Source organism: Paenibacillus massiliensis subsp. panacisoli DSM 21345, assembly GCF_000426545.1.
In the GTDB taxonomy this organism is placed as follows: domain Bacteria; phylum Bacillota; class Bacilli; order Paenibacillales; family Paenibacillaceae; genus Paenibacillus; species Paenibacillus panacisoli.
Genome location: NZ_AUFO01000007.1, coordinates 23,803 through 42,495 on the forward strand (window position 1 = coordinate 23,803; position 18,693 = coordinate 42,495).

General features: G+C 49.4%; 15 protein-coding genes. 6 read left to right on the plus strand and 9 right to left on the minus strand.

Features of this window, described 5'->3' with window-relative positions:
• Position 1: 1 nt before the first annotated feature.
• Positions 2-931 (minus strand): helix-turn-helix transcriptional regulator, encoded by a 930-nt coding sequence (locus K331_RS28835; protein WP_051289593.1) that lies wholly within the window; start codon positions 929-931, stop codon positions 2-4.
• 118 nt (positions 932-1,049) lie between these two features.
• On the opposite strand from K331_RS28835, the gene K331_RS28840 reads away from it, so the two are divergent.
• Complete coding sequence (locus K331_RS28840; RefSeq protein ID WP_036634069.1) at positions 1,050-1,958, plus strand: EamA family transporter; 909 nt, start codon at positions 1,050-1,052, stop codon at positions 1,956-1,958.
• Positions 1,959-2,090: 132 nt separating this feature from the next.
• On the opposite strand, the gene K331_RS0103310 is transcribed toward K331_RS28840, so the two are convergent.
• The 5 genes from K331_RS0103310 to K331_RS0103330 all read right to left on the minus strand — a co-directional run bounded on the left by K331_RS0103310 (position 2,091) and on the right by K331_RS0103330 (position 9,335).
• Entirely contained in the window at positions 2,091-3,587 is a 1,497-nt protein-coding gene (locus tag K331_RS0103310) for an extracellular solute-binding protein (protein ID WP_028589172.1), read from the minus strand.
• A gap of 44 nt (positions 3,588-3,631) precedes the next feature.
• Positions 3,632-4,504 (minus strand): carbohydrate ABC transporter permease, encoded by an 873-nt coding sequence (locus tag K331_RS0103315; RefSeq protein WP_028589173.1) that lies wholly within the window; start codon positions 4,502-4,504, stop codon positions 3,632-3,634.
• A gap of 53 nt (positions 4,505-4,557) precedes the next feature.
• On the minus strand, positions 4,558-5,424 hold the full coding sequence (locus tag K331_RS0103320; protein ID WP_404821466.1) for an ABC transporter permease: 867 nt from the start codon (positions 5,422-5,424) through the stop codon (positions 4,558-4,560).
• Between the two features lie 344 nt (positions 5,425-5,768).
• Positions 5,769-8,216, minus strand: coding sequence for a helix-turn-helix domain-containing protein (locus K331_RS0103325; protein WP_028589174.1), 2,448 nt, complete (start codon positions 8,214-8,216; stop codon positions 5,769-5,771).
• 267 nt (positions 8,217-8,483) lie between these two features.
• Entirely contained in the window at positions 8,484-9,335 is an 852-nt protein-coding gene (locus K331_RS0103330; protein WP_028589175.1) for an aldo/keto reductase, read from the minus strand.
• A gap of 165 nt (positions 9,336-9,500) precedes the next feature.
• Here K331_RS0103330 and K331_RS0103335 point away from each other — a divergent pair, with 165 nt between their 5' ends.
• Complete coding sequence (locus K331_RS0103335; protein WP_028589176.1) at positions 9,501-9,950, plus strand: MerR family transcriptional regulator; 450 nt, start codon at positions 9,501-9,503, stop codon at positions 9,948-9,950.
• Positions 9,951-10,165: 215 nt separating this feature from the next.
• Here the strand turns inward: K331_RS0103335 and K331_RS28845 are convergent, their stop codons facing one another.
• The 3 genes from K331_RS28845 to K331_RS0103350 form a co-directional block, all read right to left on the minus strand.
• The gene (locus K331_RS28845) at positions 10,166-10,546 is read right to left on the minus strand and encodes a hypothetical protein (RefSeq protein WP_051289595.1); all 381 of its coding nucleotides are present in this window, start codon (positions 10,544-10,546) and stop codon (positions 10,166-10,168) included.
• A gap of 65 nt (positions 10,547-10,611) precedes the next feature.
• Complete coding sequence (locus K331_RS0103345) at positions 10,612-11,958, minus strand: sensor histidine kinase (protein ID WP_028589177.1); 1,347 nt, start codon at positions 11,956-11,958, stop codon at positions 10,612-10,614.
• On the minus strand, positions 11,958-12,635 hold the full coding sequence (locus K331_RS0103350) for a response regulator transcription factor (protein ID WP_028589178.1): 678 nt from the start codon (positions 12,633-12,635) through the stop codon (positions 11,958-11,960). Before K331_RS0103350 ends, K331_RS0103345 begins: the two co-directional genes overlap by 1 nt.
• Positions 12,636-13,226: 591 nt before the next feature.
• On the opposite strand from K331_RS0103350, the gene K331_RS0103355 reads away from it, so the two are divergent.
• From K331_RS0103355 to K331_RS0103370, 4 genes are all read left to right on the plus strand, one after another.
• On the plus strand, positions 13,227-14,006 hold the full coding sequence (locus tag K331_RS0103355) for a polyphosphate polymerase domain-containing protein (protein ID WP_028589179.1): 780 nt from the start codon (positions 13,227-13,229) through the stop codon (positions 14,004-14,006).
• Entirely contained in the window at positions 13,999-14,685 is a 687-nt protein-coding gene (locus K331_RS0103360) for a DUF4956 domain-containing protein (RefSeq protein ID WP_028589180.1), read from the plus strand. The genes K331_RS0103355 and K331_RS0103360 overlap by 8 nt, the downstream gene beginning before the upstream one ends.
• Positions 14,686-14,813: 128 nt before the next feature.
• On the plus strand, positions 14,814-17,066 hold the full coding sequence (locus tag K331_RS0103365; RefSeq protein ID WP_226383525.1) for a carbohydrate-binding domain-containing protein: 2,253 nt from the start codon (positions 14,814-14,816) through the stop codon (positions 17,064-17,066).
• Positions 17,067-17,659: 593 nt separating this feature from the next.
• Entirely contained in the window at positions 17,660-18,685 is a 1,026-nt protein-coding gene (locus K331_RS0103370) for an AI-2E family transporter (protein WP_018883136.1), read from the plus strand.
• Positions 18,686-18,693 lie beyond the last annotated feature (8 nt).

The window sequence follows — 18,693 nt, forward strand, 5'->3', positions numbered from 1 at the left end:
CCTACTCTCCTATGTCCCTTCCTATCACTGTTGCCCCGTGTCCATGCCTCCCTATCTTCTGCTTCCTGTAGGCTAGCGGGGTCATGTTCATCGCTTTTCCGAATTGATAGATGAAGTAGCTTGTGCTATTGAAGCCCACCTGATACGCCACATCCGTGACATTAGTTTCAGGCTGCTGCAGCAGCAGCAGGCTTTGTTGAATCCGATAATCCATCACATAAGTTACAGGTGTCCGCTTCAGAAATCGCTTGAAATACCGGCAGCATTCCGCCCTGCTCAGCTGTCCCGCTCCTGCAATATCCTCCAAGCTAATTCCTTCCGCAAAATGTTGATGTATATGGTCCAGCATATCCTTCATTCTGCGATTTTTCAGCATTTCTCCTTCCTTATACTCCAAAGGAAACCCGTAACTCAGCAGGCCCTTCCATATATGCGCCAACTGAATCGTGATATCCAGCTCATAATGAGCAGGTCGCTGCTCAATCAGACGATCGATTTCCATGATGGCCTCTGCAATGCTATGAGCCCAATGCTCTTGAGTATGCAGCATAAGATAAGGTAAATTCGTCGCTTCTATATACGGGTATACATAAGCGCCAAATAGCTCCTGTGAGACCATAAAGCTCGGGGACACATTCAGACAGATATACACACATCCCGAGTCGCGATAATCCGTTACCTGATGAAGTCGGCCGCTATTGATAAATAAGCCGTCCCCTTCGTTCACGATCACTTTGTCTTCTTGAATGTGGAATATGGCCTGTCCCTTAACGACCAGAACGAACTGAAACTCCTCATGCCAGTGCAACGGGATATATCCGTTTATATGGTGACTGATCGTTGTGCGGTAGCTTGCGAGAGGCAATACGGTCGTACGATGCTTGGTCAGCTCTCTATGCTGTTGATCAATGGTAAAATCCTTAATTTGCATGCCGCATCCTCAATATCCTTATATTTTTCGTTCTGATTATAGTATATATTAATACATTTTCTCTTTATCATAGTCAACGACAGATACTATTTTGATATTTCAATGGAGCGATTAAACTATGAGTAGAGGAAGAGGAATATTTTTCATCATTACTGGAGCTATCTTTTGGGGGATTGGCGGCACCGTTGCCAAAAAGCTATTTCAACAATACGGGATCGATATGGGCTGGCTCGTTACGATTCGCCTGCTGATTGCAGGCGGTCTGCTCCTTGGAGTGCACACTTGCAAAAGAGGGTTAGCTGCCACCTTTGATATCTGGAGTCATCGCAAGCTATCCATGCAGCTTATTATATTCGGAGTAGTAGGCATGCTCGGAGTTCAATATACTTATATGGCTTCTATCGACAGGGGAAATGCTGCAGTAGCGACATTGCTACAATATTTGGCTCCAGTCATGATTATGATCTATGTAGCCATCCGTAAGTACGCAATGCCGACAAGGAAGGACCTGTATACTGCAGTTCTGGCTTTGCTGGGTTGCTTTCTCTTACTGACAAATGGATCACTATCACAACTATCGGTACCGCCAGATGCAGTGATCTGGGGCGTACTATCCGGGGTTGCGCTCGCCTTCTATACTCTATATGCTGTTCGTTTTCTGGAGTCCTACGATTCGCTTGTTATTGTGGGCTGGGCGATGATGATCGGAGGAGCTGCGTTAAGCATCATCCACCCGCCTTGGCACATGGGTGCTGCGAACTTACCGTTGGAGGCCTATATTTATTTGATCTTCGTGATCCTGTTCGGTACGATGCTGGCTTTTTGGATGTATGTCGAAAGCTTGAATAGCTTATCCCCCAAGGAATCAAGTCTTCTGGGCAGTCTGGAGCCACTTGCCGCCGTATTAACGACTGTGTTCTGGCTGCAGGATTCCTTCGGATGGGTACAATGGCTTGGGACCGTCTGTATCCTTGTTATGGTGCTTTTCTTGACAGTGAAGGGAGAAGCTACATTAGAGAAGGCTTGAGCAACAAAGGTCTCGTTAGTGGAGTTATGGAGTTACAGAAAGAAGCCCCGACATTGCTGAGGCTTCTTTTCGCTTCTATGTGCTCTGCTATTTTCGACTTGAACCCTGTTATCTTCTCTTCCGTGAGACCTGCTATTTCTTCCCGAGCGCTTCATAGGAAGCCTTATACTCGGCAGCCATGGCATCCCCGCCGCTGTCTCTCCAATGCTGGATCTGTGCTCTCCAGCCCGCCTCGTCGATATTCCCCATGATGAACTTCGTCTGGGCATCCGTAATCAGCTGCTCCAGCTCACCACCACGCTCTACAAAAGTCTGCGATCGCAGTGTCAGCACAGGATTAGGCACGATATGCTGCTCATTTCCGTATACGATCTGCTTGTTCTTATTGAACAGCTCACCCTCCTTGGGCTTCCGCTCCATGTTGTAATGCTCCCCGCGCTGCGGGAATGTATCCCGATAAGGCTTCACCTCCTGAGCATCCTTATCCCGATCAATAATGACTGTGTATTCACCTTCCACCTGATAGTGGATGCCCTCCACTCCTTTATTAATCAGATTCACCATCTCTGGCTCGAATAATTGATTGATGAACGTTAGGATTCGGTCTAATTCTTCCTCGCTGGTTACTTTGGAGGTAGGGATCGCCAGGAAGCCTGTATTACCACTCTCACCGGGTACCCGAATGCCATCCGGTCCCTGAAGTGGGGCCACATCCATGACTGCACCAGGGACTACCTTATCCAGCTTGGTCTGCACAGACTGAGCGTTGCCGCCAGATATGCGCAGGTTGGCTCTGCCCGATTCATAAGCCTTGTTCAATTCGGAGGAATCCACGACGGCAAAGTCCTGATTGATCAGTCGTTCCTCATACAGCCTTCTAAGCAGCTTCATCACCTCGAAGAAGGTCTCATCCTCAAATTCGGGATAAAAGTTACCATCGGCATCCATGCCCCACTTGTTCGGCGCTCCTTGAGAGACAGCCAGCCGGGTGATCGTGGAGGCCGTGCCCTGATTGTAGCCTTTATCGAGCATCATGCCATAGGTATCGCGCTTGCCATTACCATCGGGATCACCCTCGGTGCTGAATTTGATGATTTCATACCAGTCCTCCAGCGTCACCGGTGCCTCAAAGCCGCCCTGATCCAGCCAGTCCTTGCGATAGCTTACAATCGCGCGCCCCATATCGCGGAAGAGAGGTACTCCGTACACACGCCCATCGACGCTAATGTTATCGTAGTAGGCTTGCGGCTGCGCAGCCAAATGCTCGTATTTGGGCAAATGGTCCGTAATATCCCAGAACAGTCCTGCCTCCAGCGAGTTGATCGTCGTTGGGGTGTAATTCAGCTTAATCAGCTTGGGAAGCTCATTGGAGGCGACCATGACGTTGACCTTCTCATCGTAGGCCGAGTGCGGAATCCATTGAATTCGCAGATCCGTCTGTGTGAACTCCCGCAGCTTTTCCTCTAATGGATTGGTGGAATTCGGAATCTCACCGACCTGATTCACGACCAGGGTAAGGGGATAGGGTCCGTCACCGAGCTCTGCTCCCTGATCTCCCGCACCGCATGCACTCAGTATACTTACCGCCAGTAGCGCGGATACAACCTTGCCAGCCCATCTTTTGTTCATTACCAGCCCTCCATAGCAGTTGGATTGGATGATTCAGATTCTTACTAGCCTTTGACCGAGCCCAGCATCACTCCCTTGGCAAAATGCTTTTGCAGGAAGGGGTACACGAGGAGGATCGGGAAGGTGGCAAATACGATTACCGCCATCCGAACCGTCAGCGGCTGCACGTCGGTCTGATCGAAGTTCGCGTCGCCTACGCGGCTTTGTGCCAAGATAACAATCTCCCGCAGCAGCACCTGAATAGGCCATTTCCGGTTATCGTTGATGTAGAGAATCGCACTGAAGAACTGGTTCCAGTGAGCCACCGCGTAGAAGAGACCAAATGTCGCCATAGCAGGCAGTGACAGGGGAATGACAATCTTAATAAGCACCTGGAGCTCATTGCAGCCGTCGATCTTGGCCGAGTCCTCCAGACCATCCGGGATCTGCTGGAAGAAATTCTTCAGTACGATCAGATTGAAGGCACTGATGGCGCTTGGAATCATCAGGGACCATAGCGTATTCGTCAGCTGTAGCCCGCTTACCACAAAGTACGTGGGGATCATCCCCCCGCTGAACAGCATAGTGAACAGCACGCCCAGCAGGATCATATTTCGTCCCCGCAGATTCGGCTTGGACAGCGGGTAGGCCATGAGAGAGGTAAATACGAGATTGATCAAGGTGCCCACAACGGTAATATAGACGGAGACCATCATACTGCGCGGAAGCGTATCTGATGAGAAGATATACTGGTAGGAGACTGTGGACCACTCCTTGGGCCACAAGATCAAGCCTCCTCTCGCTACCTCAGCCGGGCTTGCGAAGGACACTGCCAGTACATAGACGAATGGCAGCACACATACAACAGCGGTGAGCGCAAGCAGCGTATAATTCACTACATCAAATAGTCGATTCCGCCACGACTTGTCTTGGATCATGGCTTTCAACACTCCTTTGGGAGGAAGCTTGGAATGGATATCACTGAGTACACTTAATACACGCCCTCTTCACCGAACCTTTTGGCAAGCCAGTTAGCCCCCAATACCAGAATGAGCCCAACCAGCGACTTGAATAGACCGACAGCAGCACTGTAGCTGTACTGTGCCTGAGTCATCCCCTTGGTATAGACATACGTATCGAATACATCACCGACCTCCCGGTTGGTAGGGGCAATCATCAGGAAGATCTGCTCGAAGCCCGTATCCAGAAAGTTCCCCAGTCGCAGAATCAGCAAAATCACGATCGTGCTGCGAATGGCAGGCAATGTAATATGCCAGAGCTGGCGCCATCTGCTGGCCCCATCAATGCGGGCTGCTTCATATTGCTGCAGATCGACTCCTGCAAGTGCAGCCAGGAAGATTACCGTCCCCCAGCCTACTTCCTTCCAGATCGACTGCGAAATAATCATCGTTCGGAACCAATCTGCCTCCAGCAGGAAGGCGATCTTGTCGCCCGTAAGGCGATAGATCAGCTCATTCAGAATCCCGTTCTCGGTCGTGAACAGAATATAGAAGATTCCGACCACCACCACCCAAGACACGAAATGCGGAATGTAAATAAAGGTCTGCACAAAACGCTTGAAACGATGATGCCGCACCTCATTGAGCATGAGAGAAAGGATGATCGGCAGCGGGAAAAAGAAAATCAGATTGTACAGTGCCAAAATGAATGTATTGCGGAACAGCATCCAGAATTGCGGCTCACTGAAAAAGCGTTCGAAATGCTTGAACCCCACCCACGGGCTACCAAAGAAGCCCAAATGCGGTCTGTAGTCCTGAAAAGCCATCGAGATGCCGTACATGGGTACATATTTGAAAATAACAAAATACAGCACGCCTGGGAGCAGCATCAGATACATCCATTTATCCCGGACCAGATCCTTGATCAGCTGCTGCCGCTTCTGTCTGCGAAGATCACGTCGAAGTGATGGTCTACTGCCGTTCAGCGCTTCATTCGCATTCATTTCATTGACTCCCCCTCCTGCTTCGCCGAGGTTATTTGTAAGCGATTACAGATTCAATTATTTCTTGATCGCCCTATGTACGTCTATACGCCGTTCATGACTTCATGAGAAGACCCATGGTAGTAGCGTTCTCTGGCATGCATTGTGCCGGAAATGACCTAGGAGTGTGCCTATTTAAACTTTCAGCATGCTAGGGTCATGCAGAATAATCGTTAGCTCTCCTAGCTATCCTATCTCCCCTAGCCTCCTTTATCCCGGTATTGTCCTGGCGTCATACCGAAGGCCTTGCGGAAGGCGCGAATGAAGGCGCTAATATTGGTATACATGACCTTGTTGCCGATCTCGGCAATTTTCATATCCGTCGTATCCAGCATCACCTTGGCCTGATTCATTCGATACGTGAGCAGATATTCACTGAAGGTACTGCCGACCTCTCTCTTGAACACTCGGCTCAGATAGACCGGATGAAAGCTCATGACCGTAGCACAATAGTCCAGCGAAATATCCTGATCGAATTGCTCATGAATGATGCTGACCATCTTGTGCGCGATATTGACGAATTGTCCTTCTGTCCTTTCAGATAGCATCGCGCGTATCGGCTCAAACAGCTTCGTATGGAACCAGTGGACGATCTCCTCCTTGGTCTGAAGACGAAATAGCTGCTTCAAGGTGCGCTCACTTTCCAGCACGGTGAGTGTCGATATCCCCTGCTCCTGCACCATCTTCAGAATCTTGGAGGCCAGTTGCAGCAGCAGCAAATGACGCTGACGAAGCAGCTCGCCCTTGCCCAGAATCTCTCCCAGATACTGCTCGAATACCTCCTGAGCCGGCTCTAATCTTTGCTCCCGCAGAAAACCGATCAAGCGATCCTCCAGGGCCCGAAGGTGGGTGTAAATCGCTGTTTGGCTCTCTCCGTTCTTCTCTACATCCTCGAAATGAACGACGATGTCGGCGCCGAGACGAAAGCGAAGGGATAAAGCAGAGATACTCTCCTCGTAGGCTCTTACGGTATCAGAGAGTATGCTGAAAGACGAGCTGATGCCTATGCTCACCTGCAGTCCCAGATAATGCTTCACCTGCTCTCTAATCCGTTCGGCCCTGTGTAGGAACTGCTCCCGGCAGACGGCTGCATCATCGGAATCGGACGTTAGCAGAGTCACCTGGGACTGGTATACACTGATGGGCGTGAATCGTTCTCGTTCTGGTAGCAGCTCTGCAACGATATTGCTAATCGCAAATAGCAGCAGCTCCCGCTCCTCCTCCTGAAAGCGCGTATTTTGCAGGTTGTCTATCTCCAAGGCAAGGACACCAAGCCGCCTCCAGTCTGATGGAAAGCCATATCGTTCTGCCTGTCCTTGCTCCTGCTCCCCGGACATTTGGCCCGTGAATAGCTTGAGTACGTAGAACTCTCGCAAATAATTCGCCTGCGCTCGCATCTGTTGATCCAGCTCCTCATTGGTTCGCGCCAGGAAATGCAGGCTGCTATGGATATAATCAAGCTCGTCCGTCCTTCTCTCCCCGTGCTCATCACGGGAGCGTCGATCCAGACTCTTGGCTGCATGGAACAGCCTGTGGATCGGTCGATACATCTTCCGGCTTCCTAGCAATGCAAAAGCCAGCACAGTGATGAGCAGCAGTAAGCACATAGTTACTGTCAACACAGCCATCTTGCGCGTCTCCTCAGTCACTTGCTTCGGTGAGACGAGAGACACATAGGACCAGCCATTATATTCGGAGCTGTTATATATAACGCGGACCTCATCCCCATGGATATTCGCCAGGAATGTGCCATGAAGAGCAGCCGTACGTGCCTGCTCAGCGGCAATTCTGCGGTTAATGCCGCCGTACTCCTCCGCGTCAGCGTCAGTTGACATCAGGTCTTCACCTTGACGATTGATAATGAACTGGCGTGTAAGCGGATGGTTCGGAATTAGCATGCTACGCAGCTCGTCCTTATTGATCTCCAGGATGAGCATTCCTGTAGGACTCGTGTGCCGCTTTGGCTGGAGCGGGATCTTATGAATGAGCTGCAGCGTATCCGATGCGGCAGAGGCCGTAACTGTGATTTCATCGGCATCTGCGCGCTCGGTCATGGGTTCGTTACGAGATGTGACTCCGCTACTTGAGATACCTTGGGTAGCTGTGTTTCTTGTGGTATTTCCCAAGTCATCCGAGCCTATCACAGGAGAAATATCTAGTGTGTCTGTGGGTACGATTGCGGATGTTCTCGGCTGTGTATACCACAAGATATTGTCCTTTCTGCTCAGTATGTCACCCCAACGCTGCTCCGCTTCTCCAGGCTCCAGCTGCTTCAGTCCATAGAGATCCACCTTCCACCCGTGTTCAAGATTGACCAGTTGGACCTGATTTAGTACAGCCTGGCTTTGTAAATTGAACATCTCCAGCATGAGCTTCCTCACCTCAACGAAATCCTTACTAGTGAGCTGCTGCTTCATAACCGTATTGAATTGCGTGGATTTTTCGAACTGCAGGGCTGCATTCTCCATAGATCTAAGCAGTTGCTCCACTCGCATCTGCGTCTGGTTCAGCAGATGGACGTTGCTTTGATTCACCTTCTCTTCCATATCACGCGCAGCGGCATAATATAAAAAAATCCCGATCACAATCGTCGGGACAGCGCCTAACAGCAAGCTGAAGGTGGCGATCTTCAACATATATTTGTTCATATTCTCTTGCTCCTTCGGTGATGAGCCTTGGCTTTCATACCGTGAGCCTGTGCTTGAACATGCAAGGCCCATCCACGCTCCGCGACAGGGAGCATGAACAGGCCTGCTGGTCATGGGCTACAATTCCATATCTATGACATGTAACCAAGAAATAGAACCTACGGAAATAAAGAAAGGACAAAAGATGATCAACATGACCATCCTGCCCTTCCCTTCTTTATAGAACTGTGGTCAACACGTGATAAGTGAACGGTTCAAGCTAAGTTGTTACAGATCCACTCTCAAGGTGCCCAGCATCTTGACGAATTTCGGATCGTGATGCGAAAAGAAAAGACTTTCCCGCGTATCGAGTGCTGAAATCTGCTCAGTATCGTCCGCGCTCAATTCAAAATCGAAAATGTTGAAGTTTTCGACGATTCGCTCCTTACGTACCGATTTAGGGATCACAACGATATCACGCTGAACGAGCCAGCGCAACACGACCTGGGCCACGGACTTGTTGTACTTCGCTGCGATGGAGGTTAGCACCTCGTTGCCGAACATATTGTGAAGCCCTTCAGCGAACGGTGCCCAAGACTGATGCTGCACTCCCTGCCCTTTCATAAAGTCACCGCTCTCATACTGCTGGTAGAACGGGTGCGTTTCCACCTGATTGACGGCGGGTACGATTTCGTTATGCAAGATGAGGTCCATCAGACGGTCGGGAAGGAAGTTACTAACACCGATCGCCTTGATTTTGCCTTCACGGTACAGCTCTTCCATAGCCCGCCAAGCACCGTAATAATCGCCGAACGGCTGGTGTATCAGGTACAGATCCAGATAATCCAGCTGCAGCTTGTTCAAGGATTTGGAGAACGCCAGCTTGGTACTCTCATAGCCGGCATCCTGAATCCAGAGCTTGGTCGTAATGAACAGCTCCTCACGCGGTACACCGCTACGCTTAATCGCGCGTCCCACCGCCTCTTCATTCAGATAACCAGCAGCGGTGTCGATCAGGCGGTAACCGGCCATCAACGCTTCGTATACCGCGTTCTCGCACTCCTCCGCATCGGGAATCTGGTAGACACCAAAGCCGATAATCGGCATTTTCACACCGTTGTTCAATGTTACTGTTTGCATTGTATTTCCTCCCATGGCTCAAATGTATAATGACAAACGGCCACAATTTACTAGAACCGGACATCACAGCAGGTGATTTACGCTTGCAGCCGTTTTGCATTACACTAAGCTTATTACCTTCGAGTTACACTAAGTCAATCGAATATTTATTAAGGAGGATTACATATGCATACTGTCAAAGAAGCGGCAAGGATTACGGGGCTCACTGAGCATGCTGTACGTTTTTACACAGATAAAGGGCTGGTGCCAAGCTTACAGCGCAATGAGAATAATATCCGCCTGTTCGATGGAGAATCCATCAACTGGTTGTATGGTGTCAAATGCCTCAAGCAATCCGGAATGCCGATCGAAGTCATCAAGTTGTACGTTGATCTCTGTATTGAAGGGGATGCCACTATTAAGCAGCGCTTCGAAATCATGATGGAGCAAAGAGAAGCGGCACTCCTTCAGCTTGAAGAAGCCAAGCAGCGCGTAGCCCACTTGGAAGAGAAGACCGCTCTGTACCAGGCCATTCTGGAGGATCGGGCCCCGGACATAACCAATCCCGCTATTTGGGACAAAATTCGGCATATGCATTGTGACGTATTTTATTCGCCCACTGTCGGGAAGGCGTAGAGAAAGTATTCATAACTGTATCAACCATCTTGAGCAGTAAAGAATGAAGTCTATATCCTTCTGTATTGCGCTCATATAGCACGCTGGTTCAATGAAAATAGCGACCGTTCGGGACTTTGTTCTCTCGTCCCTGACTGTCGCTATTTCATGTCTTCATTCTGTCCACTAATGAATCTCCCAGCACTTACCGTGTAAGGCAGGGGTGTACAGAGGACTCAAATCTCTTGAGGTGGGAACTGGCCTTCGTCATAGGACAGCTTCAGCGTTTGTAGAGCCCATGATGAGGTCTCTCCGAGCAGCAGGCTCATCGCGATGAGCTCCAGATCATCGGAAATATAGGCCGAGACGTCTGGACTGGACATGACCCGATAAGACTGCTTGAAGGCTTGCTCGCGTAGAGAATGAATAGCAGCCAGCTCCTGCTCGGACAGCTGTTCACGAGACTTCTCCAGACGCTCGAACTCCGCTACCCACTGCTGGTCGAATTCTGGCTCCTCCCGTCCTTCCAGTGCCTCTTCCTCATTCAGCTCTCGCAGGAACTCATAATATTCAGGGGTTATGGCGCGATTATGCCATTGTCGAAATAATTCATTCATCGTCTATCCTACCTCTCTGTTTCCGTCCGCGTTTTTGATTATGTTAGGCCGATATAGCAATAACCTCAAGAGAGCTTGACGTAAAAGGTAGCTCCCTCTCCGAGCAAGCTTTTGGCATAAATCTCTCCCTTGTGATGTCTGACGATAGATCGGGCGATCGCAAGTCCCAGTCCATATCCGCCTTGCTTGCGGTTACGTGAGGCGTCTGTACGATAGAACCGATCAAATATTCGCTCCAGATGCTCCGGTGCAATCCCTTCTCCGCTATTGGTCACAGCCAGAACTACGTCATTATGCTGCTTGGCCAGCGACACCTCCACCGTCCCTTTCGACTGCGAGTACTTGATAGCATTATCGAGCAGGATTAGAACCACCTGTATGATCTGCTCACGATTACCATGCACCGTCAGCTTCGGCTCAACGGCATATTCAAGCCGGATATCCTTCTCGAACATGACCGCTTCCATGGTCAGAACAATATTCTCTACCGCCTCACTTATGTTGAAGGTCGTCTGAATGAGATCAGGCCGCGAATGCTCCATCTCCGTCAGATACAGCAGATCATTCGTCAGCTTGGCCATCCGCTCCGTCTCGGACTTGATGTAATGCAGCCATTTCGCCTGAGACTGAATCGTCTCCTCGGAATTCGCAAGCAGTACATCCGTATTCGTGTTAATCACCGCAAGCGGTGTCTTGAGCTCATGTGAGGCATCTGCAATGAACTGCTTCTGCTTCTCGAACGCTTCCTTCACCGGCGCTATAGATCTATTGGCAAAATACCGACTCAGGAAATAAATCACGACTAGCATAACCAACCCTACCAGTGTGAAGGTATAGATCAGATTGTTCAGTATTCCCTGACGGGAGGTCACATCCATGAACACATACATATGTCCTGCATCATTGGACATCGAGGTGTACATCCACACATTTCCATTTAGCTTGAATTGGCCCTCATTGCGCGCCTGCTTGATAGCAGCCTGAAGGGCTTCCGTGTAGAAGGAGTCCTCCATGTCGATCAGCTTGGAGGATACACTTGTCTGCTGTCGGTCCACATCGGTCTGGATCATGAAGGAGACAGAACGCTGTGGAGGTCCCTCCCCCTGCATGCCACCACCAGATTCATTTCCCCCTGCTGGGCGCGTTGGCTGATCAGCTGCACCAGTCCCACTGTCCACATTACCTTGCACGCCGCGATTTCCAGGCTCTCTCGCTCCTCCTCCACTCCCAGGCATATGTGAAGGGTCATCAGGCATTCGGTAGAAATCCGAGACACGATACAACTCCATGCGAATGTCCCGGTACACGTTCTGATACGTGATGATATAAATGGTAGCGAATGATACAAGCATCATGACAGATATGAAGATCAGATTAACAAGCAGGAAGCGATTTCTAAGCTTGTTGAACATTAAGTCGTCACCTCAAGCACATAACCTACACCCCGAATGGTACTGATCCGTACACGGGACTGCAGGAAGGTCAATTTTTTGCGTAAAAAAGAAATATAGACCTCTACGTTGTTGTACTCCACCTCCGAATCGAACCCCCACAGCTTCTCGATGATCTGTTCCTTCGAGGTAACCGCCTGCTTGCGAGTAATCAGCAGCTCCAGCAGCTCTCCCTCCTTGAGGTTGAGCTTCATTTCCTTGCCTTCTACCATCAGCTTGAGATGCGTTTTGTTCAGCTCAATATCCCCGAATTTCATGGCATCCTCCGGGATGACCTCCCCCTTGCGTCGTAAGGCTGCACGAATGCGGGCCAACAACTCTTCGGTTGCGAATGGCTTAGCAATATAATCATCAGCCCCATAATCCAGTCCGCTTACCTTATCCGAGAGCTCTCCCTTGGCTGTGAGCAGAATGACTGGAGTATGCTCTCCATTAGCCCGCAATGTCTTCAGTACAGTCAAGCCATCCAGCTTCGGCATCATGATGTCCAGCAGCAGCAGATCATAAATGCCGCTCTGTGCATAATCCAGCGCATCCCTGCCGTCATGTACCATATCCACCGAATAGTTATTCTTCTTCAGGATCTGAGATACCGCCTCTGCTAAATGCAGCTCATCCTCAGCTATCAATATTCTCATGCTTCGTCACCCTTTATGTCTGTATTTATCGCAACGGTTATTGGAGGCGATTATCTTCTTCGCACGAATCACAAGACCTTTCATGCCTGGTCCACCTCGTGAATGGCCTGCTACTTAATGTATTACTGGCTTTTGTATTACCGCCTGCTGTATTGCTATTCATTATAACAAGGCAACCTTGAAAATACCTTAATGATGTACCTATGTTCCTAGCTTCGATAAGTTAATATATCTTTCTGTTTATTTGCTTAATTTGCTAATCCGCTTATCTACTTTTTTGCTTTTGTTCTAATTTCGATTGTGTTGAGCGGGCTGTTCCATTTATTCGTATGGAAGCATCAGAGTATCACAAGGATCTGTTAAAGGAGGATTAATAGCTTTTATTAGATGAAGGTAAAAAACATTGACGCTATGTAAACATATTTAAGATTCATTAAAGGTTCGACCTCTAAGATACAGATATCAAAGCAAGACAGCATCACAACACAAACGCACAGCACAGATGCAATTCACCACAGGCAACTCAAGCAAGTGCATCACTTGGGGTGATCCCTGACCTACCAACTTCCATTTAGAAAGGATTGACTACATATGGCTATTGAAGTGTTCAACCGCTATGAAAGCAAGTATCTGCTCGACTACACCGCATATCAGAGATTACTGACCGACCTGCTTCAGTATATGGAGCTGGATGATTACAACAAGCAGCATGAGTTCTACTCTATCAGTAATCTGTACTTTGATACTCCCAGCAACACCTTGATTCGCACCAGCCTCTCCAAGCCCAAATACAAGGAAAAGCTGCGTCTGCGAGCCTACGGAGTGCCTGCCGACAATGCGAAGGTGTACCTGGAGATCAAGAAGAAGGTGTTCGGATTGGTGAACAAGCGCAGAACTGCCTTGAAGCTAAATGAGGCGTATGAATTCGTCAGAACCGGGACTGCTCCGCAACTGGCTGATTACATGAACCCTCAGGTTGTGGAGGAGATCAAGTATTTTCTAAGCTTGTACAACCTGGAGCCCAAGGTCTATCTGGCTTATGAGCGTAAAGCCCTGTTCGATAAGAGCAGTCGTGATCTGCGTATCACCTTCGACACCAACATACGCAGTCGCCGCTTCGACCTCAAATTGGAGGATGGCGATTATGGAGCTCCCCTTGTAGAAGACGGACGCTGGCTGATGGAGGTCAAGGCCGAGAAGACTGTTCCACTATGGCTCTCCCGAATGCTCTCCGATCACGGATTGTACCGGACGAGCTTCTCCAAGTATGGCAATGAGTATAAGAAAATGCTGCGCAATGGCAGTCAGGCAGAGACAGATCTGCATATCCCGCATAACCCAAGAGAAATGGAGCGTGTTCTATATGCTTGATACTTTATTTAACTCAACCGTGAGTGATTCCACCCTGACGCTGGGAACATCCATATTAACGATCTGCATTGCCATTCTATTAGGCGCCATCATCAGCTTGACCTACATGAAGACTAATACAGGGGCCCACTCGCAAAGCTTTACCTTAACCATGGTCATTCTGCCTGTCATCGTCGCCATCATCATTCTGCTCATTGGCAGCAATATTGCACGAGCATTCAGTCTGGCTGGAGCCTTCTCTATCATTCGTTTCCGAAGCGCACCTGGTGATCCGAAGGATATTGCCTATGTCCTGTTCACGATGGCAGCTGGTCTGGCTTGTGGTGTCGGTGCTTTTGAATACGCCGTACTATTCACTCTGATTCTATGTGTGCTGATGTTCGTCCTGAGCAAAGTGAACTTTGGTGCCCGCAAGCACCAGCAGAAGCTGCTGAAGGTGACCATACCGGAGAATCTCAGCTATGAAGAAGCGCTCGATGAAGTGTTCAAGCAGTACAATGTCGGCTATGAGCTGCGCAAAATCAAGACAACCGAGCTCGGCAGTCTGTATGAGCTGGTGTATGCAGTCACGCTCCATCCAGCTACGAACCAGAAGGAATTCCTGGACGCGATTCGCTGTCGTAACGGGAATCTGGACCTCTCACTCACGATGAATCCGACACCGATGGCTGAGTACTAATTCATTGATCCATTGATTGTATCCAAGTGAGTCTTAATCAACGAGTCTTATCCATTGATAAATGTAATGTTTAACCCGGATCGCATGTATTGCTCCAAATCACTAGTTCATTTCTGAAAGGATGATCCATGATGAAGAAAATAATTGCAGGCAGCAAACTTTGGTCGATTGTGATGATTACCGCTTTGGTTACCGCTTGCGGAGGGCCAACAGGCACTTCCGCAACTACGACCTCCGGCGTAGCAGCCTCTCAAGTAAGTGCCGCGGCGGTGGCCAGCTCTAGCCAGGCGAAGCAGGCTACCTTCGCAAGTCTCGTGAGCTTCGATACAGCGGATCAGACAGCTACCTGGTCAGCCAGTGAGGCAACAACCATCACCATGAATGGTACGACTGCCTCGATCTCCGGCAACGGAGCAAGCGCTGAGGGTGGACAAGTAACGATCACCGAGGCTGGTACCTATGTGCTAAAGGGGGAGCTGCGTGACGGACAGATTCTCGTCAATGTCGCTGACAAAGGCACGGTACAGCTCGTCCTGAACGGAGTGACCATACACAATGAGGATAGCGCCGGAATCTTCGTGCAAAAAGCGGGCAAAGCCATCATTACACTTGCGGATGGCACAGTAAATACAGTCACTGACGGTGCTAAATATGTGTATGCTGATGCTGCAACAGACGAGCCGGATGCCGCGATCTTCAGTAAGGCAGATCTAACCTTCAATGGAACGGGCAAGCTGAATGTGACAGCAAACTACAATGACGGGATCACGAGCAAGGATGAGCTGCGAATCGTCAGCGGAGAGTTCAACGTGAAGGCAGCCAATAATGGTATTAAGGGCAAGGATCTCGTGGCGATTCAAGCCGGTACCTTTACTATTGAGGCAGAGAATGACGGGATCAAGTCCACCAATGACACCGAAGCAGACAAAGGCTTCGTCGCTCTTCAGGCAGGTACCTATCATATCCAAAGCGCTCATGATGCCATCCAGGCTGAGACAGTGCTTGTGATCGAAGATGGAACATATCAGCTAGTCACAGGTGGAGGCAGCGCCAATGCAGAGGTGAAAACAGAGCAAATGCCTGGGGGCCGAGATGGATTTGGTGGTAGTGACTTTGGAGATAGCGGTATGACTCCACCGGAAATGGGCACGCCTCCAGAAGGTGCTCCTTCTGATGGCACTCCTCCCGAGGGGCTCCCAGACAACTCTACTCCCGACAGCAATAGTCAGGCTGGAACAGCAACAGACAGCAGCACTACAGGTACAACGGTGACAACGGAAGACACAGAAAGCACCAGCGCGAAGGGCCTCAAGGCAGGCACGGATCTGATGATTCACGGCGGCTCCTTCACCATTGATGCCAAGGACGATGCATTGCACAGCAATAGTAGCCTGACCGTGAATGACGGACAGCTCAGCCTCGCTACCGGTGATGATGGACTTCATGCCGATGCAGCGCTCACCATTAATGGTGGAACCATTAAAGTAACACAAAGCTATGAGGGGCTGGAGGCCTCGATCATCACCCTCAATGGTGGTGATGTACGGATTACAGCCTCCGATGATGGTGTTAACGCAGCTGGCGCCGAAGATCTAGTGACAGACACAAGTACAGATAGCTTAGCAACGACCAGTAATGTATCTGCTTCAGCTAGCACTTCCACCTCTTCCATGAGCAGACCTGGTGGACCGGGACAGGCGACCAATGATGCGCTCTATATTCACGGCGGCACATTGACAGTGAATGCCGATGGTGATGGCCTGGATTCGAACGGCTCCATCTACATGACAGGCGGTACCGTCATTGTCAACGGTCCTACCTCCAATGGTAATGGCGCTCTGGATTACGATGGTAGCTTCGAGATGAGCGGTGGATATCTGGTAGCAGCCGGAAGCTCGGGCATGGCGCAAGCTATCTCTGATACTTCCAGCCAGAATGCCATTTCGATGACCTTTACCGAGCAGCAGCAAGCGGGCACACTGGTGCATCTGGAGGACAACAGCGGCAACTCGATCCTGACCTTCGCCCCGGCTAAAAACTATCAATCCATCGTCATTAGCTCACCAGAGCTTAAGGCCGACGGCTCCTATGTTCTCTATTCTGGTGGTACCTCCACAGGAACAGCAAAGGATGGACTGTATAGTGGCGGTACTTACAGTGGCGGCACCAAAGTAGTCTCGTTTACCGCATCAGGAAATGTAACCTGGTTGAACGAGTCTGGAGTCACAGAAGCTCGCAGCGGTATGGGTGGCCCTGGCGGCATGGGCGGCGGCCAAGGCGGGCCTGGTGGTGGAAGAACAAGATCTCAAGGCGATGACGCAAGCTCGGATTCTAAATCGAACACAGGCTCGGGCTCTACTACGGGTACCTCCACTAATTAAGTACCATACATGGGCGACAGACTATTCATCCCTCATCACATAGAACAACATTTATAGAACAGTTCTTATAAATCAACACTTATAGATCCAACAGTTATAGATCAATTCCCAGGTAACTCTAACAATAACGCAGTAAGGCAGTGCCCTTGGTAGGTCCTTCTACCGGGGAGACTGCCTTGTTTTTTATTATCCGAGCAGCTCGGCTCAGCCCCCTGATCCAATCCACTAGAAGACTCAGAACACATGATTCGATTTACGAAGCTGTTATTCGCTCATAATCCGAGCACACACTACCGATAATATGATTTTGTAAGGGATGATTCATCCGCCTGCTCATATACATAGAACAAGTCTTGAGGTAAAATGGAAACTGTTCGGTTACAGAAATCGTATATACTTAGATGTAGCTGTCCTATACATATGTCATGCGTCAACACATGAGTCAATGACCAAGACATTGTACCCATGTCAGAATGACAGGGTGTCTCTCACAAGAGCCATCATGCGTCATTATCCATAGGTATTAGCTGTGGATCGCTCCGAGCTGTTAGCTCGTGAGATCAGTCTTTTGCAAACGGGGGAAGTAACACATTATGGAAACGTTGCGCGTATTTTTTGCCAATGCAGTGGTCCGCAGAATATTATTCCTTCTGCTGGTCGTGCTGCTCTTAGTCAGCCTGAGGCATATGCTCAGCCTGCTACTCTTGCTCTTTCTGGTGACATTCGTCATGGGGCGCCTTCAGGAGCTTGTCACACGGAAGCTCAGTCGTTTATTCCCCGTCTCACCGGTGCTAGTTATTATCTTCCTGTATTTGCTGCTAGTCGGTGGGCTGCTTTACGGGATATTCAATTACATGCCCAAGCTGGTTACGCAGCTGATCGCCGTCATTGGCAGCATTAGTCATTTTCTGGACACACCGCACAATAACGAGATCATACGGTATCTGATCAGTCTCCTGGAGAAGGGCGATATTAACTATCAAGCTTATCTTGGGAATGCCATAGCCTATATCACTACTCTCGGTAAATGGCTGCAGATTATCCTGATCGTTATTATTCTCAGCTTCTTCTATCTACTGCAAAGAAAGACGATCGTCCAGTTTACCGAGAAATTCCGTACTAGTAAAATTAGCTGGGCTTATAAGGAATTTGCATATTTCGGGCAACGATTTACTTCCTCTTTCGGTAAAGTAATCGAGGTTCAGCTGATGATTGCCCTCTTCAATACCGTGTTCACGATGATCGGGTTGTGGCTGTTCGGCTATCCATATTTGTTCGCATTGACGATTATGGTATTCCTGCTGAGTCTGATTCCCGTAGCAGGGGTTATCATTTCTCTGATTCCGATCAGCATTATCGGTTTTCAGGTGGGCGGCTTCATGCTAGTGGTCTGGACTTTCGTCATGATCATGGCAGTACACGCGCTAGAGACGTACTTCCTGAATCCGCGACTATACGCCCATAAGACTAAGCTGCCAATGTTCTACACGTTCTTGATTCTGATCTTCTCCGAGCATTATTTAGGCATCTGGGGACTGATTATCGGTATCCCGATCTTCATGTTCCTGCTGGATATTCTGGAGGTTGAACAGGGTCCCAAGAAGCCTACGAACGTATAATTACGAGT

Bases quoted from the DNA above. Each gene is read 5' to 3' on its own strand.
- K331_RS0103350 (WP_028589178.1), bottom strand. From the start codon at position 12,635: ATGAGAATATTGATAGCTGAGGATGAGCTGCATTTAGCAGAGGCGGTA.
- K331_RS0103365 (WP_226383525.1), top strand. From the start codon at position 14,814: ATGATGAAGAAAATAATTGCAGGCAGCAAACTTTGGTCGATTGTGATG.
- K331_RS0103310 (WP_028589172.1), bottom strand. From the start codon at position 3,587: ATGAACAAAAGATGGGCTGGCAAGGTTGTATCCGCGCTACTGGCGGTA.
- K331_RS0103315 (WP_028589173.1), bottom strand. From the start codon at position 4,504: ATGATCCAAGACAAGTCGTGGCGGAATCGACTATTTGATGTAGTGAAT.
- K331_RS0103330 (WP_028589175.1), bottom strand. From the start codon at position 9,335: ATGCAAACAGTAACATTGAACAACGGTGTGAAAATGCCGATTATCGGC.
- K331_RS0103355 (WP_028589179.1), top strand. From the start codon at position 13,227: ATGGCTATTGAAGTGTTCAACCGCTATGAAAGCAAGTATCTGCTCGAC.
- K331_RS0103335 (WP_028589176.1), top strand. From the start codon at position 9,501: ATGCATACTGTCAAAGAAGCGGCAAGGATTACGGGGCTCACTGAGCAT.
- K331_RS0103360 (WP_028589180.1), top strand. From the start codon at position 13,999: ATGCTTGATACTTTATTTAACTCAACCGTGAGTGATTCCACCCTGACG.
- K331_RS28835 (WP_051289593.1), bottom strand. From the start codon at position 931: ATGCAAATTAAGGATTTTACCATTGATCAACAGCATAGAGAGCTGACC.
- K331_RS0103345 (WP_028589177.1), bottom strand. From the start codon at position 11,958: ATGTTCAACAAGCTTAGAAATCGCTTCCTGCTTGTTAATCTGATCTTC.
- K331_RS28845 (WP_051289595.1), bottom strand. From the start codon at position 10,546: ATGAATGAATTATTTCGACAATGGCATAATCGCGCCATAACCCCTGAA.
- K331_RS28840 (WP_036634069.1), top strand. From the start codon at position 1,050: ATGAGTAGAGGAAGAGGAATATTTTTCATCATTACTGGAGCTATCTTT.
- K331_RS0103320 (WP_404821466.1), bottom strand. From the start codon at position 5,424: ATGTATCTGATGCTGCTCCCAGGCGTGCTGTATTTTGTTATTTTCAAA.
- K331_RS0103370 (WP_018883136.1), top strand. From the start codon at position 17,660: ATGGAAACGTTGCGCGTATTTTTTGCCAATGCAGTGGTCCGCAGAATA.
- K331_RS0103325 (WP_028589174.1), bottom strand. From the start codon at position 8,216: ATGAACAAATATATGTTGAAGATCGCCACCTTCAGCTTGCTGTTAGGC.